Raw genomic sequence first — 26,061 nt, 5'->3', positions numbered from 1 at the left:
GAGAAGCTGTCCAGCGGCTTCCGGATCAACCGCGCCTCCGACGACGCGGCCGGCCTGTCGATCTCCGAGGGCCTGCGCTCGCAGACCAGCGGCCTGAAGGTCGCCGTCCGCAACACCCAGGACGGCATCAGCGTCGCGCAGACCGCTGAAGGCTCCCTCAACGAGGCCACCGCGATCCTGCAGCGCATGCGCGACCTGTCAGTTCAAACCTCGAACCAGGGCTCGATGGACGCCGACGCCAAGGACGCCGCGAACAAGGAGCTCCAGCAGCTCAACCAGGAACTCGACCGGATCGGCGCCAGCACCTCCTTCGGCAAGTCCAAGCTCCTCGACGGCTCCTTCGGCGCCACCTCGAAGGCCACGAGCGCCGCGATGCCCAAGACGGGAGGTGGAGACACCGATGCCCTGACGGCGGTCGGCGGCCCGTTCGCAAGCGCCACCGACTTCACGATCACTGAGCTGGACGGCACCACCTTGGCCACCCCCATCACGGTCAACGTGGCGGCTGTCCCGGGTGGTACCCCGCAGGACATCGCCAAGGCCGTCAACACAAGTCTCGCGGACGCGCTCAAGAAGGCCGGCTTCGAGGGCAACGAGCTCAAGATGACCGCCAGCACGGATGCCACCGGGTCCACGACCTTCAGCATGTCCTCCGTCGGCAGCTTCAAGACCGCCGACGGTACTGGCGGCCCGCTCACCGCGGTCGGGTTGGACGCTCAGACGAGCGCCGGTGTCCTGGCCGGGTCGGTCCCCAACGGGAACACCGGCCGGTTCCAGGTCGGCGCGAACGCCAACGAGCGGATCGGCATCGCCATCGGTGAGGTCAACTCCAAGACGCTCGGCACCGCCAGCCTCGACCTGACGAAGCTCGGCGGGCCGGACGAGGCGATCGCCATGCTCGACAAGGCGATCCGCTCCGTCTCGGACACCCGGGCGAGTCTCGGTGCGTACCAGAACCGGTTCGAGCACACCGTCAACAACCTCAACGTCGCGGTCGAGAACCTCTCCGCGTCCGAGTCCCGCATCCGCGACACCGACGTCGCCGCGGAGATGGTCACGCTCACCCGCAACCAGATCCTGACCCAGGCCGGCACCTCCATGCTGTCCCAGGCCAACCAGTCCGCCCAGGGCGTCCTCTCCCTGCTCCAGGGATAACCGGAGTCCGGGTCGGGGGATAACCGGAGCCCTGCTCGAGGGAGCACCGAGGCCCAGGGGACAACCGAACTGCCACCGAGCAAAACTGAATCGATCGCCTGATCGGCCGAAGAAGAGGGGTAGCTGGCGGAGAGAGTCGGTTGCCCCTTCTCTTCATCCTCCGGCCCTTCGAGAAAGGCGAACCTTCATGAGCACTGCGATTGACGGCCTGGTCAGCGGTCTGAGCACGTCAAGCCTGATCAGCAGCTTGATGAAGGTGGAGGCGGCCCCGCAGGACCGGCTCAAGACCAAGGTCAAGACGGCTCAGACGACCGTGGCCTCGTACCAGACGGTCAACAAACAGCTCGCCGCGCTCAAGACCGCCGGCTCCACGCTGGGCGACCTGGCCACCTGGCGGTCGGTCAAGGCGTCGTCCAGCTCCAGCTCGGTCAGCGCCACCGCGACCAACAGCCTCACCGCCGCGGCGGGCTCCACCACGTTCGACGTGGTCTCGACCGCCAAGGCCCAGGTCACCACGACCGAGTACGACAAAGACACCACCGACATCACCGACGGCAGCGGCAGCCTGACCATCAAGGTGGGCTCGGGTGCGGACGTCACCGTCAACCTGACGGACGACAAGACGCCGGCCGGCATCGCCGCCGCGATCAACAGCACCAGTGGGATCGGGGTCCGGGCCGGCGTGGTGAAGACCGCCGACGGAAACAGCATCCTGCAGCTCACCAGCACCAAGACCGGCACCGAGAACACCTTCGAGGTCACCGGTCTCACCGGCACCAGCAACGTCGTCACCGCCGCGTCGGACGCGAAGATCCGGGTCGGCTCGGTGGAGGCCGACGGCGTCACCCTCACCCCGGGCAGCTACGAGGTGACCAGCAGCAGCAACACGTTCACCGGCTTGCTCAGCGGCGTCTCGATCACGGTGACCAAGCCGGAGACCGGGGTCAACGTCTCCGCCGTGAACGACATCGACGGGATCGCCGGCAAGATCCAGGCGATGGTCGACGCGGCCAACGGAACGCTCTCCGAGGTCGCCTCCCAGACCGCGTACGACGCGAGCACCAAGAAGGGTTCGCCGCTCAGCGGTGACTTCATGGTCCGCAACATCCGGCAGACGCTCCTGAGCGCGGTCAGCGTCGGGCTGTCGTACGACAACCCGCGCTTCGACTCGAAGCTCCCGGAGGACTCCACCACCAACCCGAAGACGGTTGCCTTCGGCAGCCTCTCCAAGTTGGGCATCCAGCTCGACAGCACCGGCGCGTTGACCTTCGATGCCGAGAAGTTCAAGACCGCCTACAACGCGGACCCGAACGCGATCAAGGAGGCCGGCATCGGCCTCGGCGACAACTTCGAGGCCCTCGCCGACAAGCAATCGAAGTCGATCACCTCGGTCATCACCGGCCGGAACAGCGACATCGACAGCCTGAACAAGCAGATCAGCGAGTGGGACACCCGGCTCGTCGCCAAGAGGGCGACCCTGCAGAAGACGTACACGAGCCTGGAGACCGCACTCGGCAAGCTGCAGAACCAGTCCACCTGGCTCGCCGGACAGCTCGCCGGCCTGTCCTGACCGATTCCGCTCTCCGCCCGTTGGATCAACTCTCGATGAGGATCGCCGATGACCACCGCCCCGCAGCTGCGTAACCGCTACCTCCAGGACTCGGTCAACACCGCGTCTCCGGCCAAGCTCCTGGTCATGCTCTACGACAAGATGATCCTCGACCTCGTCCAGGGGGAGGAAGCGCTGCGCGGCGGCGACCGCGAGGTGGCCAACTACAAGCTCAATCACGCTCAGGAGATCGTGCTCGAGCTGCGCACCACGCTCAACGTCGACGCGTGGGACGGCGCGCCCCGCCTGGCCAACCTGTACGGCTTCATTCTCACCGAGCTGATCGGGGCGAACATCTCGCAGAGCCCGGAGCGGGTGGCCGGCTGCCGGGAGTTGCTCGAACCGCTACGGGACGCCTGGCGCGAGGCCGCGTCCGCCACTGCCGCGGGTTGAGTCCGGCCATGACCGGGGACTGGCGGAACGCCTGGACTTCAGCGCTCGACGAGCTGGAGATGGACGTGGCCGCGGTCGAGGCGATGCTCGCTGACGAGCATCGCCACGCCGAGACGCCGCCGGCCGACATCTGGAAGCCACCGACCGAGCTGGGCGCGCTCCCGCTGGAGCTGAAGCCGCGCGCGGACGAGATCCTGACCCGCCAGCTGGCCGCGGCGGAGGAACTCGCCCGGCGGCTGACCGCGAACCGGCAGCAGAGGGCGATGACCTCCCGGATCGAGACCGGTGAAGCCGTCAAGCGCCCGGTCTACGTGGACCGGGCGATGTGAAAACCAGCTGAGAGACAACTGAGAAATCCCGGAGCCCGCCAGGGGGCCGGGATTTTTCTGTGCAACCGAGCGGCAACCGTCTGGCGCTCAGCGGATCGCGGGGCGCGCCGAACTGCATGGTACGAGCACGGATTGCTCACCAAGCAAAAGCCACGGATCGGCGACAAGACGGATCGATCAGGGGGCTGCAAAGTGTTCGACGACGTCTCTTCGTCCGCACTACGCGTCGCTGTCACCGGCCTGTCGGCCCGGCAGAACGCCATTGCCAACAACATCGCGAACGTCGAGACCCCGGGCTTCAAGGCCCGTAAGGTCAAGTTCGAGGAGGCGCTGCAGGGTGCCGTAGCCCACGGCCAGTCGCCGCTCGGTGTGAAGCCGAGCGTGCACACGTCGCTGGAGCCCACCCGCCTCAACGGCAACAACGTCAACCTCGACGAGGAGACGCTGTCGCACATCGACACCACGATGCGCTACCAGCTCACCATCCGTGCCATCGACGGCAAGTACAGCCTGCTGCGCGAAGCCATCAAGGGAGCCTGAGGATGAGCATCTTCAACGCCATCGGAATCGCGAGCACCGGTGTCACGGTCCACCGCAAGTGGCTGGACGCGGTCTCCGACAACCTTTCGAACATGAACAACGTCAGCCGTACCTCCGAAAACGCGTTCCAGGCCCGCTACGTGCAGGCCCGGGAGGCGCAGGACGGGAACGGCACCGAGGTCGCCGCCGTCCGGTTCGGCAACCCCGAGGGTGTCGTGGTCTACGAGCCGGACAATCCGCTTGCCGACGAGCAGGGTTACGTCCGCAAGCCGGACATCGACATGGGCAGCCAGATGGCCCAGATGATGATGGCGCAGCGCTCCTACCAGGCCAACCTCTCGGTCGTGGACCGGGCCCGGGACGCGTACACCGCCGCGATCAACCTCGGGAAGTAATCATGTCCGCGATCAACCCCATCGGGGGGATATCCGGTTTCAGCGGAATCTCCGGCCTCTCGGGCGCCAAAGGCCTGGGCGGCCAACTGGACTTCGAGGAAGCCGGCAAGACGGAGAGCCCCAACACCGACTTCGCTCGGATGCTCGCCAAGGGCCTGGAGAGCGTCCAGGCCTCCCAGGACAAGGCAAGCGATCTCGCAGTCCAGGTCGCCAACGGGACGCTTCAGGATCCGGCCCAATACACGATGGCCTCTACCGAGGCGGCCCTCGGCCTCCAGCTGACCATGGCCGTCCGTAACAAGGCCGTCGAAGCCTTCCAAGAGATCATGAGGATGCAGGCCTGAGATGACCGACCGCCTTCCCGCGCCGGTACGCCGCATAACGGACACCTTCAAGTCCTTCACGCCGGGACAGAAGGCGGTCACGATCTTCGCGGTCTTCGCCATCATCGTCGGTGGGTACTTCTTCGCGACCTGGGCGGCGAAACCGTCGTACTCGATCCTGTTCAACAACCTCTCGACGAAGGACGCCAGCGCCATCGTCGAGTCCCTGCAGAAGACGAACACCTCGTACGAACTGGCGAACGACGGCCAGACCATCCTGGTGCCACGCGATCAGGTGAACTCCCTGCGGCTCCAGCTGTCCGGCGAGGGTCTGCCCAACGACGAGGGCACCGGTTACTCGCTGCTGGATCAGCAGGGCATCACCACCAGCGACTTCATGCAGCACGCGAACTACCAGCGAGCGCTGGAGGGCGAACTCGCCAAGACCATCCAGTCGATCGACGGCGTCGAGGCGGCCACCGTGCACCTGGTGATGCCGCAGAAGGACGTCTTCGCCGACACCGCCACCAAACCGACCGCGTCGGTGCTGGTCGCGTCCAAGTCAACCAGCCCGCTCACCGGCGACCAGGTACAGGCCATCGTGCACCTGGTCGCTTCAAGCGTCGAGGGCCTCGACCCCACCCAGGTCACGGTGGCCGGCGCGGACGGCAAGATCCTCTCCACGGGCGGCGGTGCGGCGATCGCCACCGGCGGGGACAGCGGCTCCGACGCGCAGACGGTCGAGTTCCAGAACCGGATGAACGCCTCGTTGCAGAGCATGCTGGACCGGCTGGTCGGCCCCGGGCACTCGGTCGTCACCACGACCGCCGACCTGGACTTCGACCAGACCGAGACGCGCAAGAAGGAGTACAGCTCCGACCCGTCACTCCCCTCGGTCTCCGAGACCACCAGCTCCGAGACGTACACCGGCAGCGGCACCGGTAACGGCGGCGTGCTGGGGCCGGACAACATCCAGGTCCCCAGCGGCGCCGGCTCCACCGGGCAGTACGCCAACAAGAACGAGGCTCGGCAGAACGCCCTCAACGAGGTGGAAGAGATTCGCCGGAAGGCGCCGGGCAGCATCCGCCGGTTGAACGTGGCGGTCCTGCTGGACAGCACCACCGCCGCATCGGTCGACCCGACCCAGGTGCAGCAGCTGGTCAGCTCGGCGGCCGGCATCGACCCCACCCGCGGCGACACCATCGTGGTCAGCGCGATGCCGTTCGACACCTCCGCGCAGCAGGCGGCCCAGAGCGAGCTCGCGGCCGCGGCAGCCGCCGACAAACAGGACAAGCAGCTCACTCTGGTCAAGAGCGGTGCCCTCGCCTTCGTGGTGCTGATCCTGATCTTCCTGGCCTGGCGGGCCAGCCGGCGCGCCAAGCGGCGCCAGGAGCTCTCCGCCGAGGAGCGGGCGCACCTGGAGGCGATGCAGGCCGCGCTGGACGCACAACGCCAGGCCGAACTGGAGGCGACCGAGGCCATGCACGGCATCGGGATGCTCGAGAGCGCCCCTACCCCGGAGGAGCGCGACGAGGCCCGCGAGGAGCGGCACCGGGAGATCGAGACCATGGTCAAGGAGAAGCCGGACGAGATGGCCCAGTTGCTGCGCAGCTGGATGTCGATCGACTCGCCGCACGGCTGACCCCAAGAGGCAAGACGGTTCGAGGAGTACGCGTTGACCACACCCGGGCTCTCCACGCTGTCCATGACGGGCATCCGCAAGGCCGCGATCATGCTGGTCCAGTTCGGCGCGGAACAATCCGCCCAGGTGCTGGCGAACATGAACGAGAAAGACGTCGAGATGCTCACCGCGGAGGTCGCGAAGCTGGGCAAGCTCGACCCGGTCCAGGTCGACGACGTGATGGACGAGTTCTACGCGTTGGCGACCACCCGGTACGCCGGCACCGGTGGCATGGGGTACGCCCGTGAGCTGCTGGAGGCCTCGCTCGGCGAGGAGCGCGCGGCGCTGATCCTGGATCGGCTCGAGGCGTCGATGAACGACATCCCGTTCAACTTCCTCAGCCACGCGGACCCGCGGCAACTCCTCTCCTACGTCCAGTACGAGCACCCGCAGACGATCGCGCTGGTGCTCGCGCACATCCCGGCCGGGCTGGCCTCATCCATCCTGGCCGGACTGCCGCTGGAGGTGCAGACCGAGGTCGCGCACCGTATCGCGATCATGGACCGCACCTCGCCGGACATCATCCGGCAGGTGGAGAGCGCGCTGCAGCGCAAACTCTCCAGCGTCCTGCAGCCCGACGAACTCTCCACGGTCGGGGGTCTGCAGCCGCTGGTCGACATCATCAACCGCGCCGACCGGACCACCGAGCGGCTCATCCTGGAAGCCCTCGACGCGCGCAGCCCGGAGCTGGCCGAGGAGATCCGGCGCCGGATGTTCATGTTCGAGGACATCGTGAATCTCGACGACCGCGCGGTGCAGCTGATCCTGCGCCAGGTGGAGCCGGCCGACCTGGCCACCGCCCTCAAGGGCGTGCCGGAGGGCGTGCGGGACAAGGTCACCAAGAACCTCTCCGAGCGCGGCCGGGACAACCTGCTGGAGGAGATGGACCTGCTCGGCCCGGTCAAGGTGCGGATGGTCGAGGAGTCCCAGGCCAAGATCGTCGGTGTCATCCGCAGCCTGGAGGACTCCGGCCAGATCGAGATCCAGCGTGGCGGCGAGGCTGATGAGCTCATTGCCTGACGGCCCGGTGATCCGCGGGGTGGTGGCGGAGAACGCCGCTGCCGCGCAGTTCATCAACGACTTCCGGCAACCGGACCCGAACGACCCGAAGCTGCTGGATGAGGCCCGGCAACAGGCCCGGGCCACCGGGTACGCCGAGGGGTGGGCGCAGGGCAAACGGGACGCCGTGACGGCCGCCGAGGAGGCGTCCGCACGCGCGATGGCCGCAGAGCTTCAGCACGAACAGCGCCGCTCGGCCGCGCTCGCGCACGCGGTGAACGCGCTCGGCCGAGCCGTCACCGAGCTGGAGAACCAGCTGATGCCCACCTTCAACGAGCTGCAGGAGCTCGTGCTGATCAGCGCGTTCGAGCTGGCCGAGGCGATCGTCGGACGCAATCTGCGGGACGAGGAGCACCGCGGCGTGGACGCGCTGCGGCGGGCGATGACCGCGGTGCCCGAGCACGGCGGGGTGCAACTGCATCTGCACCCGGACGACTACGCCAACCTGGTGGGCGACGCCGACAACGTCTTCGACTACCAGGGCCGTCAGATCACCCTGCACGCCGATCCCCGCCTCCAGCCCGGCGACGCCGTCGCCGAGACCGGCACCGCCACCGTTGACGCGACGATCGCCGCCGCGATGGCGCGGGCCAGGGAAGCCCTTCGACTCTGAGAAGCGACGAGATGCCCCATGCCTTCCAGCACCGCATGCACAACGCGGTCCTCGCGGCGCGGCCCACGGTCAGCGGCCGGGTCACCGGAGCCGTCGGCCTCCGAATCACGGTGGGCGGCCTCGAGGCCCGCGTCGGTGAGCTGCTGCGGATCGGCGACGGACCGGAGGCGGTGCTGGCCGAGGTCGCGGCGCTCGACGGGCAGCAGCTCTCCTGCATGCCACTCGGCCCGATCGCCGGGATCGGCACCGGCACACCGGCGATGAGCACCGGCGGGCCACTGCGCATCGCGGTCGGCCCGGACCTGCGCGGGCGCATCCTGGACGGCCTCGGCCGGCCGATGGACGGCGGGCCGCCGCTCCGCGGCGAGCTGGTCGGGATCGACGCCGCCCCGCCGTCGGCGATGGAGCGCCAGCTCGTCGACAAACCGATGTCTCTGGGCGTACGGGTGCTGGACACGCTCGTCCCGTGCGGCTGCGGCCAGCGGATCGGCATCTTCGCCGGCTCCGGCGTGGGCAAGTCGACCCTGATGAGCATGATCACCCGGGGCACCTCGGCGGCGCTGAACGTGGTCGCCCTGGTCGGCGAGCGCGGCCGTGAGGTGCGCGAGTTCATCGAGCACGACCTGGGCCAGGAGGGGCTGGCCCGATCGGTGGTGGTGATCGCCACCTCGGACACGGCGCCGCTGGTCCGGCTGCGGGCCGGGGCGGTCGCCACCCGGATAGCCGAGTACTACCGGGACGAGGGCGCCGACGTGCTGCTGATGATGGACAGCGTGACCCGGGCCGCGATGGCCCAGCGCGAGGTCGGCCTCTCCGTCGGCGAACCGCCCGCCACCCGCGGCTATCCCCCGTCCGTCTTCGCCATGCTCGCCTCCCTGCTGGAGCGGGCCGGGCCGGGCGCCCGGGGCAGCATCACCGGCCTGTACACGGTCCTGGTCGAGGGCGACGACCACAACGAGCCGATCGCGGACGCGGCCCGCTCGATTCTCGACGGGCACATCGTCCTCGACCGCAAACTGGCCACGGCCGGACATTTCCCAAGCATCCAGGCGCTCGACTCGATCTCCCGGGTCGCCAACAAGATCACCAGCCGGGAACAGCGCTCCGACGCCACCGAACTGCGCCGTCTGATGGCCGCCCACCGCGAAGTCCGCGAACTGGTCGAGATCGGCGCCTACGTCCCGGGCACCAACCCGGAGGCCGACCGCGCCAACGCGTCCTGGCCGCAGATCAGCGCCTTCCTCCGCCAGGACCTCGACGAACGCGTCACAGCCGACGATGCCTGGGCCGCCCTGCGCGCACTCCTCGCCACGACCTGACCACGGGGCCCGACTGAAGCATCCGGCCCGTTGCGGCTTGGGTGCAGCACTCAGCGGATCGGCCGGGATGCCGAAGCGTGAATGTGAGGGCTCCTTGCCCGGCTAGGAGGCAAACGTGAACCGCCTGTTCCGACTCGCCCCGGTGCTGCGCGCGCGGAAAGCGCAGGAGGACGCCGCCCGAGGTGAACTGACCCAGTCACGTGCGGAGATCCAGGAAGCCCAGGCCCTGGTGAAGCGCCGTCAACTGGAGTTGGTTGGCGCGGACGCGCCATCCGAAGGGTCCGCCCGGGCGATGGTCGCCGCACTGGTGGCCCGGCAGTCGCTGGCCGCCGGGGTGTTCGGCGCGCAGCGGATGGTCACGGATGCCGAGGGGGTCGAGCGCGAGAAGATGGCGGCGCTCACCGACGCGGCGAAGCGCCGGCGCGCGGTGGAGATGCTGTCCGAGCGGCACGCCGCCCTGGTCCGGGCCCACGATCTCCGTACCGACCAGGCCAACCTCGACGAACTGGCGATCACCTCGAAGGCACGCGACGCCGCAAACAGCGTGCAGACGCCGACCGACCGGAACGGGAGCGAAGCATGAGTCTTGGTGTGGGTGCTGTTCTTTCTCGGATCACTCAGCTGCAGGACCAGCTCGGTCTGACGCCGCCGCCGGCTACGGTCGACTCGGGCTCGTCAAAAACCAGGTTCGCGTCCGCGCTGGCCGAGGCGAAGGGCCTGGGGATGACCGGAACGACGGTCGCCGGCCCGAGCGGTGACGATGTGGTGGCCGCCGCACGCAAGTACCTGGGCACGCCGTACGTCTTCGGCGGCACCGACCCCGCCAAGGGCCTGGACTGCTCCGGCCTGGTCCAGCAGGTCTACGAGGACCTCGGCATCAAACTGCCGCGCAACTCGTGGCAGCAGGCGACCGCGGGCCGCCCGGTGGCGAGCCTGAAGGACGCCAAGCCGGGTGACGTGCTGGCGTTCGACTCGCCGGTGGACCACGTGGCGATCTACCTCGGCGACAACAAGATGATCGCCGCGCCGAAGCCGGGCGACCACGTGAAGGTGCAGTCGGTGTACGAACGGCCGACCCACATCCGCCGGATCATCGACGCCGCGCCGACCGGCGCGGTGCAGGACATGACGGCGCTGCGCCCGGCCGGGCTGCGCGGGTCGGGTGGCGAGCTGGCCGGCGTGCCGTACGCGGATCTGTTCGTCCAGGCCGGCGCGAAGTACGGCGTCTCGCCGAAGCTGCTCGCCGCGGTCGCGAAGGTGGAGTCCGGATACAACCCGGGCGCGGTCAGCAAGGCCGGCGCGCAGGGTTTGATGCAGCTGATGCCGGGCACCGCGAAGGGGCTCGGAGTGCGCGACGCATTCGACCCGGAGCAGGCCGTGAACGGCGCCGCGAAGATGTTGAACGGGCTGTTGAAGGAGTTCAAGTCGGTGCCGCTGGCACTGGCCGCGTACAACGCGGGTGGCGGGGCGGTGCGCAAGCACGGCGGCATCCCGCCGTTCAGCGAGACCCAGGCGTACGTGCCGAAGGTGCAGAAGGCGCTGGCCGCCCTCGGCGGCTGATTTCGAGTTCGACGACGAGACCACCGGAGCAGTGAGGAGCCCCAACACCATGCCGAGTTCCGTGACGGGCCCCGAGCAGCGGCCCACGATCGAGACAACGCGTCGCCCGAGTGGGCGGCGCGACAACGGGGCGGACTTCGGTTCGGCGCTCTCAGCCGAGTTGAACCGCGACAATCGGCGGGACGACGCGGCCCAGCAGGCCGCCGACCGCCAAGCGGCGGACCGCAGCGCGGCGCGGAACGCGGAACGCGCCGCAGATCTCCGCAGCGCCGCGAACCGGGCCGCCACGGAACGCGCTGCCGATCTCCGCAGCGCCGCGAACCGGGCCGCCACCGAACGCGCCGCAGATCTCCGCAACACGGCGAACCGGGCCGCGACGAAGCGTGCCGCTTCGGAGCGGGCCTCGGACCAGCGTGCCGCATCCGCGAAGCGGGCCGCGGCGGACCGACCGGCCGCCGACCAGCGGGACGCCGGCGCCGACGACAAGACAACCGGTACCGACACCCGGCCACAGGGCCCGGACCGCACCAAGACCAAGGCCAAGACCGGCGATGCCGAGAAGGCGACCGCGGAGGACGGGAAGGTCACCGACGGGCAGACCGCGGAACAAGCCGCGGCAGCCGCCGTCGCCCAGGCCACCACCGCGGCCGCATTGACGCAGCCCGACGCCATCGCTGCCGAGGGCACGAGCGCCGCAGCCAAGATCACCACTGCCGAGACCGCACCGGTCACCGACGCGAACCGGGCCGTCCCGGCGCAGCCCGCGGCGCCGGCTCCCGATACCGCGGCGGCTGCTGCCGGCCAGGGCGCGGCGACGACGGCCGGCAACGCCCCGGCCGACGGCGCCGCGGGCGGCTCACTCCAGTCCGGCCAGCAGCAGACCGGCGCCGACCTCGCCGCGACCCCGGCCCGGCCCGCCTGGGCCGACGCCGCAACCCGGGCCGGCGCCGACACCAAGACGGACGCCGACGCGGTCGCGCCCGCCGGAACGGACACCGCCGGCCTGGCACCGGCTGTGCCCGGTGCCGCCGCGCGGCCGGCCACGGCCGGCGGTGCCGGAGACGGCTCACCGGGCGGATCCGGGCAGCCGGGGCCGGGGGCCTTCGCCGTGCCGGAGAACGTGCTGGAGAACGTTCCGGAGAGCGGGCCCAAGACCGGGCCGGACGCCACCGCGGCCCCGCCGGCCCCGATGCCGGCGGCGCAGCCCGCCGCCGATGCCGGGCTTCCACCCGGCGCACCCCTGCCCGGAGTGACCGGCCCTCAGGCCGCCGCCCCGGCGGCACCGGCGGCTCCCGCCCAGAACAGCACCCCGGTTCCGACGTCACCGCCGGCCGAGCAGATCGCGATGCGGATCGCCCCGCTCCGGCTGGATGCCGACGGCGTGCACCGGCTCACCGTGCACTTGCACCCGGCCGACCTGGGCGCGGTCCAGGTGGTCGCGGAGGTCCGCAACGGCGACATCAGCGTGCGGCTCACCGGCGCCACCGAGGCCGGTACCGACGCGCTCCGCGCGGGCCTCGGTGACCTGCGCAAGGAGCTGCAGGACTCCGGGTTCGGGAACCTCTCGCTGGACCTGCGCCAGGGCTCCCCGCAGCAGGACCAGGCGCGGCAGCAGTTCGAGGCGGCCGGCGGGTATGCCCGGCGGGGCGGCGACGGCCCGGGCCGCGACGCCGAGCTGCCGACCGAGCCGGCCCCGGTACGAACCCGGCAGGTCACGCCCGGCCGGCTGGACACCCACGCCTGAGAAACGAACCGGCGGCGGCCCTCACGAGGGTCGCCGCCGGTTCGCTACTGGTAGCTCTTCCCCAAGGCACCAGTAGGTACGGATTACGCCGGATCCATCGGCTCGGCCTCGACCGGCGTGGCCGGCGTCTCCTCGGTCACGCCGTAACCGGACGTGACGAGGCGGAACGCGGTCAGCAAGAGCACCGCGATCGGCACCGCGATCAGGAACCGGATCAACACCTGGGTCAGGTCGAGCTGGTCGACGAGCAGCCGGTACCACGCCGGCAGACTGATCAGCAGCGCGAACAGCAGGACCGACGGCCGGATCATCGGCGGCCGGAGGTGCGGATGGACTGGCGTGGCGAGGCGACCGCCGGCATCACCTCGGCGGCGATCCGCGCGCAGAGCATCGCGGCCCACGCGTGCGGGGTGGCCGGCTTACCGTCCAGCGAGTAGATCGGCACGTCCAGCCCGAGCACCGACGCCGGGTCCGAGGTGAGCTCCACGCTGTGCACCACGAGCGCCTCCACCTCACCGAGATTGCGCAGGTGGCGCGCGGTGTCCGCAGTCTTGCGGGTGGCGTCGACGACGGCCCAGAGAGCCGTCGCGCCGAGCGCGTCGCACATCTCGTTGACCCAGAACTCGTCGGTACCCCCGACCGGTGCGTCGATCACCACGACCCACGGGTGGTCCGCGGTCTGCAGCTTCTCGGCGCGGGACTCGGCCGCGCCGGGGCTGGAGATCAGCCGCGACGAGTGCAGCCCCGTCCCGGACGTGGAGGGCGCCGCCAGCAGCAGGTGGGAGTGGTCCACATGGACCTGCTCCAGCAGTTGCTTGGCGAGCGGCACCGTCGAGTGCACCTCACCGGCGACCACCAGGATCTCGCCGGCGCCGTCCGGGATGCCGGGCGCGGACGGACTGGCCGCGAGCACGCTGAGCACTCCGGCGTAGGTGTCCCCGCCGGTGATCTGGCGGGCCATCTCCTCGGGCATGCCGACGGTCATCAGGTTGCGCTGCACCGGGGCCAGGTCGTCGGCGGCGTGGACCGGCTCCGGCTTCGACACGGCCGGCGGCGGAGTGACCACCGGCGGCGGCGCGGGGGCCGGAGCCGCGGAGACCGGCGTCGGGTTGACCGGCGCCACCGCGACCGGCGACGAGGCGACCGGCGATGGTGCGGGCGGCGACGAGGCGACCGGCGCTGGTGCGGGCGGAGCGGGGGCCGGTGGCGGCGAGGCGGCCGCCGGCGAGACCGGGATCAGGTCGTCCTCCGACAGGCCGTACACCTCGGCGGCGGACCGGACCGGGGTCGGCGTCGCGGTCTGGAACGCGGCCCGGGACGGCGCCGCGCTGGGCTCGGCGGGACGGATCGGGGCCGGGGCCGGGCTGTGCGGAACGGCCCGGCGGGGCGCGAACTCCTGGAAGGCCGGCGAGACCGGGGCCACGGCCGGTGGCGGCGAGACCGGTGCCGCCGCCGGTGGTGGTGGTGGTGGCGCCGGCGCGGCGCGCCCGGAGTGCCCGGGCAGCGCGGCCGGCAGGCTGGGCCGACCGGCGTTGATCGGTGGCTCGGTCGCGGTGGCCGGGGTGAACGGGCGGACCACGGGGTCGGCCGGCTGCCGGACCCGATGGCCGGGCCGGGTCGCCTCACCGAGGTGGCCGGCCACGTCCAGGCCGGCCATCAGTTCGGCGAAGGCCGCTCCGGTGTCCCCCATGCCGGCGGCCCGGCTCTCCCGCGGGCCCAGGCCGGGCGCCGGGGCACGTCCAGCGGCCGTCGGCCGTCCCGGGGCCGGGGGCGAGTCGGTGCTGAACCGATCCCGGGATTCGGCCTGTTCGAGCAGCCTTTCCAGTGGGTTTGTGCCGCTCTCGGCGACGCTTGGTTGGGCCATGTCCTCACTGTCCTCGTGACTGTCCTCATGGCTGTCCTCGGGTACGTCCGGCACCTCGACGGAGAGCTCGTAGTGTTGCTTCGCGAAGAAGCCCCCGATGCCACCGCTTCGTACCTTGTCGGCGGCGATGATCCGGACGCGCGAGCCGTACTCGTCACGTACCTGAGCCAGCAGCGGCTCGATGGCAGGTCCCTCAAGAAGCACCCGCGTAGGCACCGTTCACCACCCCTATCGTCTCGATCTGCGCGGTGGAACCAGATATCTCGCTGTACGACAGCACCTGCACCCGGCGTGAGCCGGCTCGCAGCAGTCGCATCAGCGGCAACCGCAGCTGCGGCGAGCAGGCCAGGACCGGGCTGAGGCCCTGCTGCTCGGCGGCCTCGGTGAGCCGACCGGCCTCGCTGACGATCGCTTCGGCACGCATGCCGTCGATCGCCATGAAGGCACCGGTCTCACTGGGCCGCAGGGATTCGAGCAGGCTCTGCTCGAGCATCGGGTCGAGCGTGATCACGGTGAGCCGCCCGGCGGTCGCGTACTGGGCGGCGATGGCCGGGCCCAGCGCGCTGCGCGCCGCCTCCACCAGGCCGTCGTGGTCCGTCGAGAGTTTGGCGCGCAGCGACAGCGCCTCGAAGATCCGGACCAGGTCCCGGATCGGCACGCCCTCGTCGAGCATCGACTGCAGCACCTTCTGGACCTGCCCGAGGCTGAGCAGCCCCGGGGTCAGCTCCTCGACCACGACCGGGTGGGTGCGCTTGACCATTTCGGTCAGGGCGCGAACGTCCTCCCGGCCGAGCAGCCGGCTGGCGTTGCTGCGGACCACCTCGGCGAGGTGCGTGATGATCACCGACGCCCGGTCCACGACCGTCGCGCCGGAAAGCTCGGCCTGGTAGTGCAGTTCGGCCGGGATCCACTTGCCGGACAGGCCGAAGACCGGCTCGACGCCGGCCCGGCCAGGAAGCGCTTGGAGGCCCTCACCGATCGCCAGGACGGTGCCCGGTGGCGCCTGTCCGGTGCCGGCGTCGGTGCCGGAGATCCGGATCGCGTACGACGACAGCGGCAGATCCAGATCGTCCCGGGTCCGCACCGGCGGCATGATCACCCCGAGCTCCATGGCCATCTTGCGGCGCAGCGCGCGCACCCGGTCGAGCAGGTCGCCGCTGCTGGTGTCGACCAGGTCGACCAGGTCCGGGGCGAGTGCCAGCTCCAGCGGGTCGATCCGCATCTCGCCAAGCAGGCTCTCGGGCGAGTCCGGGGAGGGCATCTCGACCGCCTCGGTGGCCGGCGCGAGGTCCACCGGGGCCGGATCCTTGATCCGTTGCGCGATCAGCAGCACGGCCGAGCCGACCACCAGGAACGGGAACTTCGGCAGGCCGGGGATGACACAGAGGCAGAGGGCCGCGGCACCGCCGATGCGCAGCGCGAGTTTGTTCTGGCTGAGCTGGGTGGTGACGCTGTGGCCCATGTCGCCGGAGGTGGCCGAGCGGGTCACGATGAGACCGGTGGCCACCGAGAGCAGCAGCGCCGGCACCTGCGAGACCAGGCCGTCGCCGATGCTCAGCATGCTGTACTGGTTCATCGCGTCGCCCGGCGACATGCCGTGCTGGACGACGCCGACCGCGAACCCACCGATCAGGTTGATCAGCGTGATGATGATGGCCGCGATGGCGTCACCCTTGACGAACTTGGAGCCGCCGTCCATCGCGCCGTAGAACTCGGCCTCGGCGGCCACCTCGGCCCGGCGCTTCTTCGCCCCGGCCTCGTCGATCAGGCCGGCGTTCAGGTCGGCGTCGATCGCCATCTGCTTACCGGGCATCGCGTCGAGGGTGAACCGGGCGCCGACCTCGGCGACCCGCTCGGCACCCTTGGTCACCACGATCATCTGGACGATCACCAGGATCGAGAAGATCACCAGGCCGATGACGAGGTTGCCACCGACCACGAAGCTGCCGAACGCGTGGATCACCTTGCCCGCGTCGCCGTCGCGCAGCACCAGCCGGGTGGCGCTGATGTTCAGGGCCAGCCGGAACAGCGTCAGCACCAGCAGCAGCGCGGGAAACACCGCGAAATCGAGTGGTTTCTCGACGAACATGCTGGTCAGCAGGACCAGGAGGGCGATCGTGATGTTGAAGGCGATCAGCAGGTCCAGCAGAAAGGTCGGCAGCGGGACGACCATCATGATGATGATGCCGATGACCCCGATGGGGACGGCGAGCTTGCCGAGGTTCCGGTTCTTCACGACACCTCCCAGCCGTCGCCGTCACTGAGACCCCTGTGGCATCGCCACGCCACGATCTTCTCTGGTAACTGCCCGCGATGTGAGGAAATCTCCCGAATTCGGTTACGTCATGGCCGATGCGGAGTTCGGACTGCGATGCAGACCGGCCGCCGACCCACGCGTCTTGAGGCTCATCACGAACGCCAGCACCCGGGCCACCGCCCCGAAGAACTCGGCCGGAATCTCCTGACCCACCTGGCAACCCGAGTCCAGGGCCCGGGCCAGCGCGATGTCCTGCACCATCGGCACCCGGTTCTCGGTGGCCAGCTCGCGGATCTTGGCGGCCATCGGCCCCTTGCCCATGGCGACCACCCGCGGCGCGCCCTTCTCCGGTTCGTAGCGCAGCGCGACCGCGACGTGCACCGGGTTCACCACCACCACGTCCGCCGTCGGCACGTCGGCCATCTGCCGGTTGCGCGCCATGGCCATCTGCCGGGCCCGGATCTGGGACTTGATCAGCGGGTCACCCTCGCTGTTCTTGTGCTCCTGCTTGACCTCCTCCTTCGTCATCTTCAACTGCTTCTGGGTACGCCGGCGCACCACGAAGTAGTCCGCTCCGGCCATCGCGATGCCGGCGACCGCGGCGGCCCGGATCAGCGAGATCACCGCGTGGGTGACGATGTCCAGCAGGGCGGTGAGCGGCAGGTGTCCCGCCTGCATCAGCTGCGGCACGATGTCCTTCAGCGTCATGTAGAGCACCGCGCCCAGCACCGAGGTCTTGAACAGCGACTTGGTGAGCTCCCAGAGCGCCTGCGGGCCGACCATCCGCTTCAGGCCGGTGAACGGGTTGAGCCGGTTGAACTTCGGGACGAACAGCTTGGTGGCCACCCGGATGCCGCCCTGCGCCCCGGCCGCGGCGACGCCGACCGCCATCATGGTGAGCGCCAGCGGCAGCACCGCCCACACCACCCCGAACAGGCCCTCCTTGAGGATGGCCAGGCACTTCGCCACGTCCGGATCGGCGATGATCAGCGGAATCTTGCCGGTGAGCTCCCGGGCGTGCTCCATCCCCTTGCCCAGGGTGTACGGCAGCACCACGCTCGCGGCCAGCATGCCGAACCAGGCGCCGAGGTCGGGCGTACGCCCGATCTGGCCCTCCTTCTTGGCCTTCGTGAGCCGTTGCTGTGTCGGTTGTTCGGTCTTCTCCCCGGACATCTACACCCCCTCTCAGCCCCCGCTGAGCTGGACCACCGCGGAAACCGACTTCTCAACCAGGTTGTGCAGCACACCCGGGAGCATCGTGATGGCCAGCGCGGAGAGGGTGACCACCAGGAAGATCTTGACCGGGAAGCCGAGCTGGAACACGTTGAGCGCGGGCGACACCCGGTTCAGCAGGCCGAGCGCCACGTCGGCGAGGAAGAGCACGCAGATCAGCGGCCCGGCGATCTGCAGGGCCGCCAGGAACATCTCGCTGATCCCGCTGATCAGCAGCTTGGTGAAGGTCTCCGTCGAGAACACGGCGTCCAGCGGCAGGGTACGGAAGCTCTGCAGAAAGCCGCGCAGGATCAGCTGGTGCCCGTCACTGGCGAAGAGCAGGGTGATCGCGACCAGGTTGTAGAACCGTCCGAAAATCGAACTCTGGCTGAACCCCAGCGGGTCGTACGCGGAGGCAAGGCTGAATCCGCCGAACAGGTCGAGCAGGTCACCGGCGGCCTGCAGGGCGGCGAACAGCAGCGCGGTGAGGAAGCCCAGCCCGGCCCCGACGAAGATCTGCAACGCGATGCTGGTGATCAGCGCCGAGGTCTCCAGCGACGGCAGGTCGGGCAGCAGGTACGGCGCCATCGGCAGCGCCATCCCCACCGACATCAGCGCCTTCACCTGCACGGGGATCAGGCGTGAGTTGAACGGCGGGCAGATCGCCATCCACGCGCCGACCCGGCAGGCCCCCAGCATGATCGCCATCAGCTGGGCGATCGGCACGTCGTAGTTCATGTCCGGTACGAGCCGACCAGCGCCGTGATGATCAGCCCCCATCCGTTGACCATCACGAACAGCAGCAGCTTGAACGGCAGGGCGACGGTCACCGGAGGCAGCATCATCATGCCCAGCGACATCAGCGAGGCCGAGACGACCAGGTCGATGATCAGGAACGGGATGAAGATGACGAACCCGATGATGAACGCGGCCCGCAGCTCGGAGAGGACGAACGCGGGCACCAGCATGGTCATCGGCACCGCGTCCTTGTTCGCCGGCCGAGGCTGGCCGGACACCTTGATCAGCAGGGCCAGTTCGTCCTCCCGCGTGGTCCGCCACATGAACTCGCGCAGCGGCTTGACGCCGTCCTTGAACGCCTGCGACTGGGTCTTGTCCCCGCGCAGGTAGGGCTGCACGCCCTGCTCGTTCATCTGGGAGAACGTCGGGCCCATGATGAAAAAGCTCAGGAACAGCGCCAGCCCGGCGATCACCTGGTTGGGCGGCAGCGTGGTCAGGCCCATCGCGTTACGGGTGATCCCGAGAACCATGAAGATCTTGGTGAAACACGTGCAGAGCAGCAGGATCGCCGGTGCCACCGAGAGCAGGGTCAGGCCGAGGACGATCACCAGGCTGGTGGCCGGGCGATTGCCGTTCGGATCCGTACCGTTGATCTTGATGTTGATGCTCGGGGGCGAGGTCGCCGGCGCTCTCGGTACCGGACCGGGGGCCCGCGGCACCTGCCTCACCGCCGGGTTCGCCGGCGCCTCCGGCGCTTTCCGCGGTACGACCAGGAGCATGCGATCCGGCGCTCGAGCCTCGACCGCGCTCCCCGGCGAGCCGGGCGCCGCGGCTGCCGGGGCGGGTAGCGCGAGCGCCAGCCCGGCACCCACGATCAGCAGCAGGATCGCCCGTCGCATCATCGCCTCGTCGTTCGCTCGCGCAGGAAGTCCAGGGCCGAGCTCCACGCCCCCGAAGATCTGATCGACCCGTCCGGCCCGTGGTGTCCGGCCGCGGGATGCCTCCCGGGCAGGACCGTCTCGTCCTGCCGGATGAACTCGGTCGGCTCGATCACCAGGTGGTCCCGGTGCTCGGCGGGCTCCGCCATCTCGAACATGTCGAGCTCCGCCTCACCCAGATAACTGATCTGCTGCTCGGTCACGCCGAGAACCAGTGCCCGGTCCGCGACCCGCACCACGGCCACCGCCGCGTTGCGGGTCACCTGCGTGCGGGTGAGCACCGCCAGCCCGCCGTGCCCGCGCTTGGAGAGCGGGCGCCGCAGCACCCGGGCCAGCCCCCACATCAGGAACAGCACGATGAACAGGGAGAAGACGACCTGGAGCAGGAGTTGGAGCAAGGTCGTGACTCCTACTCGGCGCCCGGCGAGACGATCTCGGTGATCCGGATGCCGAAGTTCTCGTCGACCACGACCACCTCGCCGCGGGCGATCAGCCGGCCGTTGACCAGCAGGTCGGCCGGGCTGCCGGCGGCCCGGTCCAGCTCGACGATCGCACCCGGGGTGAGCGAGAGCAGTTCCCGCACGCTCATCCGGGTCCGGCCCAGCTCGGCCGAGACCTCCATCTCCACGTCGTGCAGCATGTCCAGCCCACCACCCCGCCGCCCCACCGGCGCGGCGATCCGCTGGGCCACCCCGCCGCCGGCCGCCGCCGCGGCTGCGGCCGCGGCCGCCAGCGGATCGTCGCTGGGCCACGGGCTGAGCGACAACGCCAGCACCGCGCGTACGTCCACGTCGTCCCGCAGCGGAATGGCGACCGCGCCGTCCTTGGCGGCCAGCGCGCTGAGCGCCACCTGCGGCTCCATCACCTGACCGGGGTCGAGGACCACCGGCCCGAAGATCCGGGAGGCCGCTTCCAGGGCGGGCCGGACCGCCGCGGTCAGATCGAGCTCGCCGAGCGGGCTCTCCCTGAGCGCGTCCGCGAGATCCTGGCCGACCACCACGACGACCTCGCCGACGGCCGCACCGCTGAACCGCGCGGTCACCGCTTGTCCCTCGATCATCGTCCCGGTGCCGGGCGTCACCGGATCGCCGGCGACCAGGGTGTAACTGGTCGGCAGGACGGCCAGCGCGGCCTCGGCGGCGTTCCGGGCGAGAGTTAGCTGCGGCGCGGTGATGGTGGGCGCGGTCATGGGCGGCCAGACTCCTTGGGCGAGTTCTCGTTGGGCGACGGCACGACGAGACAGGCGAGCCGGGCGCCCTGATTGCCGGGAACGGCGTGCGCGAAGACGATGTCGTTCACGGTCACCTCAAGCGGGCGGCTGGTTGGATGCCCCAACGGCACGACGTCGCCCGGACGTAGATCCACGATGTCATCGGTACGCATCCGAATGGGCTGGAATCGCACTGCTACGCCGATCGGAGCGGCGGAAAGTCCGGCGGTGAGGTTGCGTAGCGCCCTCTCCTTGACCTCCCGTTGACTCGCGCTGAGCACGACCGCCTCGGTGCGGGAGAGCACCGGGAGGATGGTGTTGAACGGCAGGCAGAACGTCGAGACGCACTCCTCGGCGCCGATCCTGGTCTCGAAGGAGGCGACCACGACCGCGTCACCGGGCGCGTGCGCGCGCAGGAACTGCGCGTTGTACTCGATCTCTCTGAGCTGCGGCTGGATGTCGACCAGGCTCTCGAAGCCGTAGCGCAACTCGCCCAGCATGCGCTGGATCAGGTTGCGCAGCAGCGGCATCTCCACCTCGGTCAGCGGCCGCTCCGGCTGGGGACCGCCGGGGCCGCCGAGCATGTGGTCGATAGCGGTCATCACCGCGGGCTGGGCGATCTCCAGCAGCATCGTGCCGGGCAACGGATCGAGGGCGACCACCGCGATGATCGTCGGGTTGACCAGCGAGGCCACGTACTCGTCGTAGTTCAGCTGCTCGATGGAGACCAGTGAGACGTTGCTGACCGCGCGGAGGCGGGTGGTCAGCAGGGTTCCACAGCTGCGCGCGTACGTCTCGAACGCGATCTGCAGGGTGCGGACGTGATCACGGGAGAGCTTGATCGGGCGGCGGAAGTCGTACAGCGCCGGCCCTCCGGCCTGGCGACGTGACATCTTGCCCGGGGTACGTGCGGTGGTGGTCACGTCGTCCTGATCGGCGGGTTTAGCGAACCGCTGAGCCCCGGGGTCGTTTCCTGCCCTGATTACACGGATGGGCGGGTCTCCCGGAGGAGGCCCGCCCGCACCGCGCCGTTCGTTACTGCGTCACGAAGGAGGTGTAGTAGACGTCCATGACCATCTTCTTGCCGTCCTCGGTGTAGGCCTTGACGACCTTCTGCACCAGATCCTCCTTGACCTGCGTGCGGCCCGCCTCGGTCGAGAGGTCGGCGATCTTCCGGCCGGTGTACTGGTCGATGGCCAGCTCGTACGCCTCGCTCAGGTCGACCGCCTCCGTACCGGCGTCCTTGGTCTGCTGCAGGGCGAAGCCGAGCTTCAGGTAGTGCCCGTCGGCCAGGTTGACCGTGATGGTGTTCTCGGCCGCCGTCACGACGCCCTTCTTCGGAGCGGCCTCGGTCTTCTCACCGCTGTTCATCAGGAAGTACGCCCCGGCACCTCCACCGCCCAGCACGACCAACACCAGAACGATAACGACTAGCATCAATGGGTTCTTCTTCGGCGCTTCCGCGGCCGAATCCTTGTCGTCTGCCATCAGAACTCCCTCCTGGGTCAGTTGTCGCTGGTGATCGGTTCGGTGGTACCGGTCGTACCGGTGGCGCCGGTCGTACCGGTGGTGCCGGTGGTGCCCGTGGCCGCGGCGTTGCTCGCCTCGACCTGCTTCCGCGCGGCCTCCGCGGCGGCCTTGGCCGCAGCGGTGGTCTGGCCGGAGTGCAGCTTGTTGTCGCCACCCGCCGCCGACGGCAACAGTGCCGCCTGGTCGGCCGTGAGCATGGTCTGCACGACCACGTCCACTCGCCGGTTCATCGTGATCGACCTGGGGTCCTTCGGGTCGATCAGCGGCTTGGTGTCCGAGAAGCCCACCGCGGTGAGCCGCTTCTTCGGGATGCCGTGCCCGGTGAAGTACCGGACCGTGGCGGAGGCACGCGCCGAGGAGAGCTCCCAGCCACTGGGGTAGTACTTGGTCTTCGCGTTGAGCTGGTTGGTGTTGCCGTCCACCTCGATGTTGTTCGGCAGCTGGGCCAGGGTCGGAGCGATCGCGCCGAGGATCTTCTCGCCGGTCGGGCGCAGTTCGGCCCGGTCGCCGGCGAAGACCACCTCGTTGGTCACCACGGTGACGGTCAGGCCGCGCTGGTCGATCGTGAACTTCACGTTGCCCAGGAGCTTCGCCGCGGCGAGGGCGTCGGAGATCTTGTTCTCGATCAGCTTCATGTCCTCCACCTCCTTGGCCGCCTTCTCCGCGTTGGCCGAAGCCTTCTTCCGGTCCTCGGCCTGGACGGCCCGGCGGACCGCCTCCTTCTGCTTCTGGTTCAGGCCCTCGGTCCCGGAGGTCCCGTCACCCGGGTTGGCACCCGGGTCGATCTGCACGATCTGGGCGTTGTTCGCGGCGCCGTCCAGCGGGGCGTAGCTGCCGGTGAACGCGGCGGTCTTGGAGCCGAAGCTCGCGGAGAGACCCTGCGCCAGCTGGGCAAACTTCTTCTGGTTGACGTCGCTCATGGAGTACAGGACGACGAAGAGGACGAACAACAGGGTGAGCATGTCGGCGTAGGACACCAGCCAACGCTCGTGATTGACGTGCTCCTCGTGCTCCTCATGGCCGCGCTTCCTCTTGCGCCGGGCACCGCCACTCATCGGATCAAGCCGCCTTCCGCGAGGAGGCCGAGGCCTCAGCCTTCTTCATCTCGTCCGGCGGAAGCAGGCTGCGCAGCTTCTGGGCGACCAGACGCGGGTTCGACCCGGCCTGGATCGCCAGGACGCCGTCGATCACCAGCTCCATCTCCTCGGCCTCGACCGCGCTGAGCCGGTTCAGGCGGGCCGCCAGCGGAAGCCAGATCATGTTGGCGCTGAGCACGCCCCACAGGGTGGCGACGAACGCCGCGGAGATCGAGTGGCCCAGGCTCTCGGGCTTGTTGAGGTTCTCCAGCACGTGCACCAGGCCCATGACCGTGCCGATGATGCCGATGGTCGGGGCGTAACCGCCCATGTTCTCGAAGAACTTGCTGCCGGCCTTGTCGGCCTTCTTCTTGGCGGCGACCTCGGCGTGCAGGATGTCGTGCAGCTCGTCCGGGTCGGTGCCGTCGATGGCCAACTGCAGGCCCCGCTTGAGGAACGGGTGCTCGACCGTCTTGACCGCGTCCTCGAGGGCCAGCAGGCCCTCACGGCGGGCCCGCTCGGCCAGCTTCACGACGTTGTCGAGCAGCTGGGTCGGCTGCGTCACCTTGGCGGTGAAGGCCTTCTTCAGCTGGCCGATGAAGCCCTTCGTGTCCTTCAGGACACCGCCGGCCATGGCGGCGAGGAATCCGCCGCCCAGGACCAGCAGCATCGACGGGAGCAGGAGGATCGAGGTCGGCGAACCGCCCTCCAGGATCTGCACCGTGAAGACGACCGCCAGTCCGGCGAGCACCCCGACGAGGGTTGAGATGTCCATCAGCGTTCCTTCCGGTGCATCGGAAGCACCTTGGCGTCGGGCTCGTCCTCGGACGAGGTGTTGGCCGTGGTCTCGGTCTCCATGCGGCTCGCCTGAGCGATCAGGGAGGCTCGGTAGTGACGCACCGAGTCGATGAATTCGGGCACGGACTCGGCGATGAGGTACTTGGTGCCGTCCACCAGGGTGACGACCGTGTCGGGTGTGCAGTCCAGGCGTTCGACCAGGTCGGGGTTCAGAGCGAACACCGAACCGTTGATTCGAGTTACGAGGATCAAGGCAGTTCCGTCCTTGGTTCGTCCTTGGCTGGTGGGCCGTCCGTGGGCATTCGCTTGTTAAATCGGCCCGATCTCGGTTGCCGATGAGATCGAGCCGGTCTCCATCGGGGAGCGAAACCGGGGCGCTCCGCGCGCACACGACGGCGGCCGGGGCAGGCACGGACGCCTGCCCCGGCCGCCGGCCGAGAGACTGCTGCTACTAGCGCTTCATGCTGACGAGCTCCTGGAGCAGCTCGTCGGAGGTGGTGATGATCTTGGAGTTGGCCTGGAAGCCGCGTTGGGCCACGACGAGGTTCGTGAACTCCTGGGCGAGGTCGACGTTCGACATCTCCAGAGTGCCCGTGATGATGTCGCCCATGCCTGCGCTGCCGGGCGTGCCGACCTGGGCATACCCCGAGTTGACCGTGCTGCGGTACATGGAGTTGCCGACCTTCTCCAGACCCTCGGGGTTGGCGAAGGTGGACATGGCCACCTGGGCCAGCACCTGCTTGAGGCCGTTGTTGTAGACCCCGATGATCTGACCGGTGTCGGACACGGTGAAGGCCAGCGAGGTGAGCGCGCCGGCCGTCTGGCCGTCCGTCTGGAACACCCGGGCGTCAGACTGACCCGAGTACGACGTGACGTCGGCGACGTCGATGGTGTACTGATTACTGCCGCTGCCGACCGTGATCGTCGTCGTGCCCGGCGCCAGGACCGGCTTGCCGCTGTCGAAGTCGAGCGTCGCGTTGCCGGCGATCGCATTCCCGTTCTCGTCGGTCAGACTGACATCCCAGCTGGACGTCGGCGGGGTAGCCGTGTTCTGGTTGCTCGTCCGGAGGAACGTCGCGGTGACCGTGTGCGTCGCGCCCTGCGCGTCGAAGACCTTGAGCGGGATGATCGTCGTGTAGCTGGTGCCGCTGTTGGTCGGGTTGTTCGGGTCCGGGATGTCGTCGCTGCTCAGGTTGCCCTTGAAGGTGGCCTTGGTGGTCGCCTGGGAGGGGATCGTGGCGCCCAGCGGAATCCGAATGTCACCCGGCTTGCCGGCCGCGTTGACCACGCCGTTCGTCCCGGTCCAGCCCTGGACCGGCTCACCGGTCGTGGCGCAGAGCGTGCCGTTCGCGTCGACGGAGAACGAACCGGCGCGGGTGTAGAGCACCTCGCCGCCGCTGCGGGTCATGAAGAACCCGTCACCCTGGATCATCATGTCCCCGGACTTGCCGGTGGTCTGCGCCGAGCCCTGGGTGAAGTTCTGGCTGATACCGCCCACCCGGACACCGAGGCCGACCTGCGCCGGGTTGGTACCGGCCTGACCGTTCTGTGGTGAGCCGGCGGCGCCGACCATCTGACTGAGGGTGTCCTTGAACTGGACCTGCTGTGACTTGAAGCCGACCGTGTTGACGTTGGCGATGTTGTTGCCGGTGACGTCCATCATCTGCTGGTGTGCGTGCAGGCCGCTGATTCCGGAGTAGAGAGAGCGCAGCATGAAG

General features: G+C 69.3%; 28 protein-coding genes. 14 read left to right on the top strand and 14 right to left on the bottom strand.

Annotation, left to right across the window (positions count from 1 at the left end; genetic code table 11):
* The 14 genes from CHC09_RS35705 to CHC09_RS35640 form a co-directional block, all read left to right on the top strand.
* Positions 1–1,155: flagellin N-terminal helical domain-containing protein (locus tag CHC09_RS35705; RefSeq protein ID WP_089297683.1), on the top strand; the 1,155-nt coding region annotated here is incomplete at its 5' end.
* A gap of 187 nt (positions 1,156–1,342) precedes the next feature.
* Positions 1,343–2,725 (top strand): flagellar filament capping protein FliD, encoded by a 1,383-nt coding sequence (fliD, locus tag CHC09_RS35700; protein ID WP_089297682.1) that lies wholly within the window; start codon positions 1,343–1,345, stop codon positions 2,723–2,725.
* Between the two features lie 48 nt (positions 2,726–2,773).
* Positions 2,774–3,157, top strand: a complete 384-nt coding sequence (gene fliS / locus CHC09_RS35695; RefSeq protein ID WP_089297681.1) for a flagellar export chaperone FliS — start codon at positions 2,774–2,776, stop codon at positions 3,155–3,157.
* An 8-nt stretch (positions 3,158–3,165) separates the two neighbouring features.
* On the top strand, positions 3,166–3,486 hold the full coding sequence (locus CHC09_RS35690) for a hypothetical protein (RefSeq protein WP_089297680.1): 321 nt from the start codon (positions 3,166–3,168) through the stop codon (positions 3,484–3,486).
* Between the two features lie 192 nt (positions 3,487–3,678).
* A complete protein-coding gene (locus tag CHC09_RS35685) occupies positions 3,679–4,026 on the top strand; it encodes a flagellar basal body rod protein FlgB (protein ID WP_089297679.1) in 348 nt (115 codons plus the stop codon).
* Between the two features lie 2 nt (positions 4,027–4,028).
* Complete coding sequence (locus tag CHC09_RS35680; protein ID WP_089297678.1) at positions 4,029–4,421, top strand: flagellar basal body rod protein FlgC; 393 nt, start codon at positions 4,029–4,031, stop codon at positions 4,419–4,421.
* Between the two features lie 2 nt (positions 4,422–4,423).
* Positions 4,424–4,765 (top strand): flagellar hook-basal body complex protein FliE, encoded by a 342-nt coding sequence (fliE, locus tag CHC09_RS35675; protein ID WP_089297677.1) that lies wholly within the window; start codon positions 4,424–4,426, stop codon positions 4,763–4,765.
* A 1-nt stretch (position 4,766) separates the two neighbouring features.
* Positions 4,767–6,386 (top strand): flagellar basal-body MS-ring/collar protein FliF, encoded by a 1,620-nt coding sequence (gene fliF / locus CHC09_RS35670; protein WP_089297676.1) that lies wholly within the window; start codon positions 4,767–4,769, stop codon positions 6,384–6,386.
* A 33-nt stretch (positions 6,387–6,419) separates the two neighbouring features.
* A complete protein-coding gene (gene fliG, locus CHC09_RS35665; RefSeq protein ID WP_089297675.1) occupies positions 6,420–7,445 on the top strand; it encodes a flagellar motor switch protein FliG in 1,026 nt (341 codons plus the stop codon).
* Positions 7,429–8,097 carry a FliH/SctL family protein gene (locus tag CHC09_RS35660; protein ID WP_089297700.1) on the top strand — a complete coding sequence of 223 codons (669 nt, stop codon included), beginning with the start codon at positions 7,429–7,431 and terminating at the stop codon, positions 8,095–8,097. Before fliG ends, CHC09_RS35660 begins: the two co-directional genes overlap by 17 nt.
* A gap of 11 nt (positions 8,098–8,108) precedes the next feature.
* Positions 8,109–9,416, top strand: coding sequence for a FliI/YscN family ATPase (locus tag CHC09_RS35655; RefSeq protein WP_089297674.1), 1,308 nt, complete (start codon positions 8,109–8,111; stop codon positions 9,414–9,416).
* Positions 9,417–9,531: 115 nt separating this feature from the next.
* Entirely contained in the window at positions 9,532–9,999 is a 468-nt protein-coding gene (locus CHC09_RS35650) for a flagellar export protein FliJ (RefSeq protein ID WP_089297673.1), read from the top strand.
* Complete coding sequence (locus CHC09_RS35645) at positions 9,996–10,976, top strand: transglycosylase SLT domain-containing protein (RefSeq protein WP_089297672.1); 981 nt, start codon at positions 9,996–9,998, stop codon at positions 10,974–10,976. Before CHC09_RS35650 ends, CHC09_RS35645 begins: the two co-directional genes overlap by 4 nt.
* 49 nt (positions 10,977–11,025) lie before the next feature.
* Positions 11,026–12,720: a flagellar hook-length control protein FliK gene (locus CHC09_RS35640; RefSeq protein WP_089297671.1), complete on the top strand. Its 1,695-nt coding sequence runs from the start codon at positions 11,026–11,028 to the stop codon at positions 12,718–12,720.
* A gap of 83 nt (positions 12,721–12,803) precedes the next feature.
* On the opposite strand, the gene CHC09_RS35635 is transcribed toward CHC09_RS35640, so the two are convergent.
* The 14 genes from CHC09_RS35635 to CHC09_RS35570 all read right to left on the bottom strand — a co-directional run bounded on the left by CHC09_RS35635 (position 12,804) and on the right by CHC09_RS35570 (position 26,057).
* On the bottom strand, positions 12,804–13,031 hold the full coding sequence (locus CHC09_RS35635; RefSeq protein WP_089297670.1) for a hypothetical protein: 228 nt from the start codon (positions 13,029–13,031) through the stop codon (positions 12,804–12,806).
* Positions 13,028–14,788, bottom strand: coding sequence for a hypothetical protein (locus CHC09_RS35630; protein WP_203833340.1), 1,761 nt, complete (start codon positions 14,786–14,788; stop codon positions 13,028–13,030). Before CHC09_RS35630 ends, CHC09_RS35635 begins: the two co-directional genes overlap by 4 nt.
* Positions 14,778–16,820: a flagellar biosynthesis protein FlhA gene (gene flhA, locus CHC09_RS35625; protein WP_089297668.1), complete on the bottom strand. Its 2,043-nt coding sequence runs from the start codon at positions 16,818–16,820 to the stop codon at positions 14,778–14,780. Before flhA ends, CHC09_RS35630 begins: the two co-directional genes overlap by 11 nt.
* Positions 16,821–16,922: 102 nt before the next feature.
* On the bottom strand, positions 16,923–18,014 hold the full coding sequence (locus CHC09_RS35620) for an EscU/YscU/HrcU family type III secretion system export apparatus switch protein (RefSeq protein WP_089297667.1): 1,092 nt from the start codon (positions 18,012–18,014) through the stop codon (positions 16,923–16,925).
* 12 nt (positions 18,015–18,026) lie between these two features.
* On the bottom strand, positions 18,027–18,791 hold the full coding sequence (gene fliR / locus CHC09_RS35615; protein ID WP_089297666.1) for a flagellar biosynthetic protein FliR: 765 nt from the start codon (positions 18,789–18,791) through the stop codon (positions 18,027–18,029).
* Positions 18,788–19,690, bottom strand: coding sequence for a flagellar type III secretion system pore protein FliP (gene fliP / locus CHC09_RS35610; protein ID WP_239138720.1), 903 nt, complete (start codon positions 19,688–19,690; stop codon positions 18,788–18,790). The genes fliR and fliP overlap by 4 nt, the downstream gene beginning before the upstream one ends.
* Positions 19,690–20,127 (bottom strand): flagellar biosynthetic protein FliO, encoded by a 438-nt coding sequence (locus tag CHC09_RS35605; protein WP_089297664.1) that lies wholly within the window; start codon positions 20,125–20,127, stop codon positions 19,690–19,692. The genes fliP and CHC09_RS35605 overlap by 1 nt, the downstream gene beginning before the upstream one ends.
* An 11-nt stretch (positions 20,128–20,138) precedes the next feature.
* A complete protein-coding gene (fliN, locus tag CHC09_RS35600) occupies positions 20,139–20,918 on the bottom strand; it encodes a flagellar motor switch protein FliN (protein ID WP_089297663.1) in 780 nt (259 codons plus the stop codon).
* Positions 20,915–21,862 (bottom strand): flagellar motor switch protein FliM, encoded by a 948-nt coding sequence (locus CHC09_RS35595; RefSeq protein ID WP_239138721.1) that lies wholly within the window; start codon positions 21,860–21,862, stop codon positions 20,915–20,917. Before CHC09_RS35595 ends, fliN begins: the two co-directional genes overlap by 4 nt.
* Positions 21,863–21,974: 112 nt before the next feature.
* The gene (locus CHC09_RS35590; protein ID WP_089297662.1) at positions 21,975–22,427 is read right to left on the bottom strand and encodes a flagellar basal body-associated FliL family protein; all 453 of its coding nucleotides are present in this window, start codon (positions 22,425–22,427) and stop codon (positions 21,975–21,977) included.
* Positions 22,428–22,444: 17 nt separating this feature from the next.
* Positions 22,445–23,524 carry a flagellar motor protein MotB gene (locus CHC09_RS35585; RefSeq protein ID WP_089297661.1) on the bottom strand — a complete coding sequence of 360 codons (1,080 nt, stop codon included), beginning with the start codon at positions 23,522–23,524 and terminating at the stop codon, positions 22,445–22,447.
* 4 nt (positions 23,525–23,528) lie between these two features.
* Positions 23,529–24,320 (bottom strand): flagellar motor protein, encoded by a 792-nt coding sequence (locus CHC09_RS35580; RefSeq protein ID WP_089297660.1) that lies wholly within the window; start codon positions 24,318–24,320, stop codon positions 23,529–23,531.
* Positions 24,320–24,595, bottom strand: coding sequence for a flagellar FlbD family protein (locus tag CHC09_RS35575; RefSeq protein ID WP_089297659.1), 276 nt, complete (start codon positions 24,593–24,595; stop codon positions 24,320–24,322). Before CHC09_RS35575 ends, CHC09_RS35580 begins: the two co-directional genes overlap by 1 nt.
* A gap of 199 nt (positions 24,596–24,794) precedes the next feature.
* On the bottom strand, positions 24,795–26,057 hold the full coding sequence (locus CHC09_RS35570) for a flagellar hook protein FlgE (RefSeq protein WP_089297658.1): 1,263 nt from the start codon (positions 26,055–26,057) through the stop codon (positions 24,795–24,797).
* Positions 26,058–26,061 lie beyond the last annotated feature (4 nt).

The organism is Actinoplanes regularis (genome assembly GCF_900188005.1).
GTDB classification, from domain to species: domain Bacteria; phylum Actinomycetota; class Actinomycetes; order Mycobacteriales; family Micromonosporaceae; genus Actinoplanes; species Actinoplanes regularis.
The sequence above is the reverse complement of the archived record's forward strand: the minus strand, read 5'-3'. Positions and strand labels throughout refer to the sequence as shown.

Coding starts and splice junctions, on each gene's coding strand:
- fliD (WP_089297682.1), top strand. CDS start 1,343: ATGAGCACTGCGATTGACGGCCTGGTCAGCGGTCTGAGCACGTCAAGC.
- fliS (WP_089297681.1), top strand. CDS start 2,774: ATGACCACCGCCCCGCAGCTGCGTAACCGCTACCTCCAGGACTCGGTC.
- CHC09_RS35690 (WP_089297680.1), top strand. CDS start 3,166: ATGACCGGGGACTGGCGGAACGCCTGGACTTCAGCGCTCGACGAGCTG.
- CHC09_RS35680 (WP_089297678.1), top strand. CDS start 4,029: ATGAGCATCTTCAACGCCATCGGAATCGCGAGCACCGGTGTCACGGTC.
- fliE (WP_089297677.1), top strand. CDS start 4,424: ATGTCCGCGATCAACCCCATCGGGGGGATATCCGGTTTCAGCGGAATC.
- fliF (WP_089297676.1), top strand. CDS start 4,767: ATGACCGACCGCCTTCCCGCGCCGGTACGCCGCATAACGGACACCTTC.
- CHC09_RS35660 (WP_089297700.1), top strand. CDS start 7,429: ATGAGCTCATTGCCTGACGGCCCGGTGATCCGCGGGGTGGTGGCGGAG.
- CHC09_RS35655 (WP_089297674.1), top strand. CDS start 8,109: ATGCCCCATGCCTTCCAGCACCGCATGCACAACGCGGTCCTCGCGGCG.
- CHC09_RS35645 (WP_089297672.1), top strand. CDS start 9,996: ATGAGTCTTGGTGTGGGTGCTGTTCTTTCTCGGATCACTCAGCTGCAG.
- CHC09_RS35640 (WP_089297671.1), top strand. CDS start 11,026: ATGCCGAGTTCCGTGACGGGCCCCGAGCAGCGGCCCACGATCGAGACA.
- CHC09_RS35635 (WP_089297670.1), bottom strand. CDS start 13,031: ATGATCCGGCCGTCGGTCCTGCTGTTCGCGCTGCTGATCAGTCTGCCG.
- CHC09_RS35620 (WP_089297667.1), bottom strand. CDS start 18,014: ATGTCCGGGGAGAAGACCGAACAACCGACACAGCAACGGCTCACGAAG.
- fliR (WP_089297666.1), bottom strand. CDS start 18,791: ATGAACTACGACGTGCCGATCGCCCAGCTGATGGCGATCATGCTGGGG.
- fliP (WP_239138720.1), bottom strand. CDS start 19,690: ATGCGACGGGCGATCCTGCTGCTGATCGTGGGTGCCGGGCTGGCGCTC.
- fliN (WP_089297663.1), bottom strand. CDS start 20,918: ATGACCGCGCCCACCATCACCGCGCCGCAGCTAACTCTCGCCCGGAAC.
- CHC09_RS35590 (WP_089297662.1), bottom strand. CDS start 22,427: ATGGCAGACGACAAGGATTCGGCCGCGGAAGCGCCGAAGAAGAACCCA.
- CHC09_RS35585 (WP_089297661.1), bottom strand. CDS start 23,524: ATGAGTGGCGGTGCCCGGCGCAAGAGGAAGCGCGGCCATGAGGAGCAC.
- CHC09_RS35580 (WP_089297660.1), bottom strand. CDS start 24,320: ATGGACATCTCAACCCTCGTCGGGGTGCTCGCCGGACTGGCGGTCGTC.
- CHC09_RS35570 (WP_089297658.1), bottom strand. CDS start 26,057: ATGCTGCGCTCTCTCTACTCCGGAATCAGCGGCCTGCACGCACACCAG.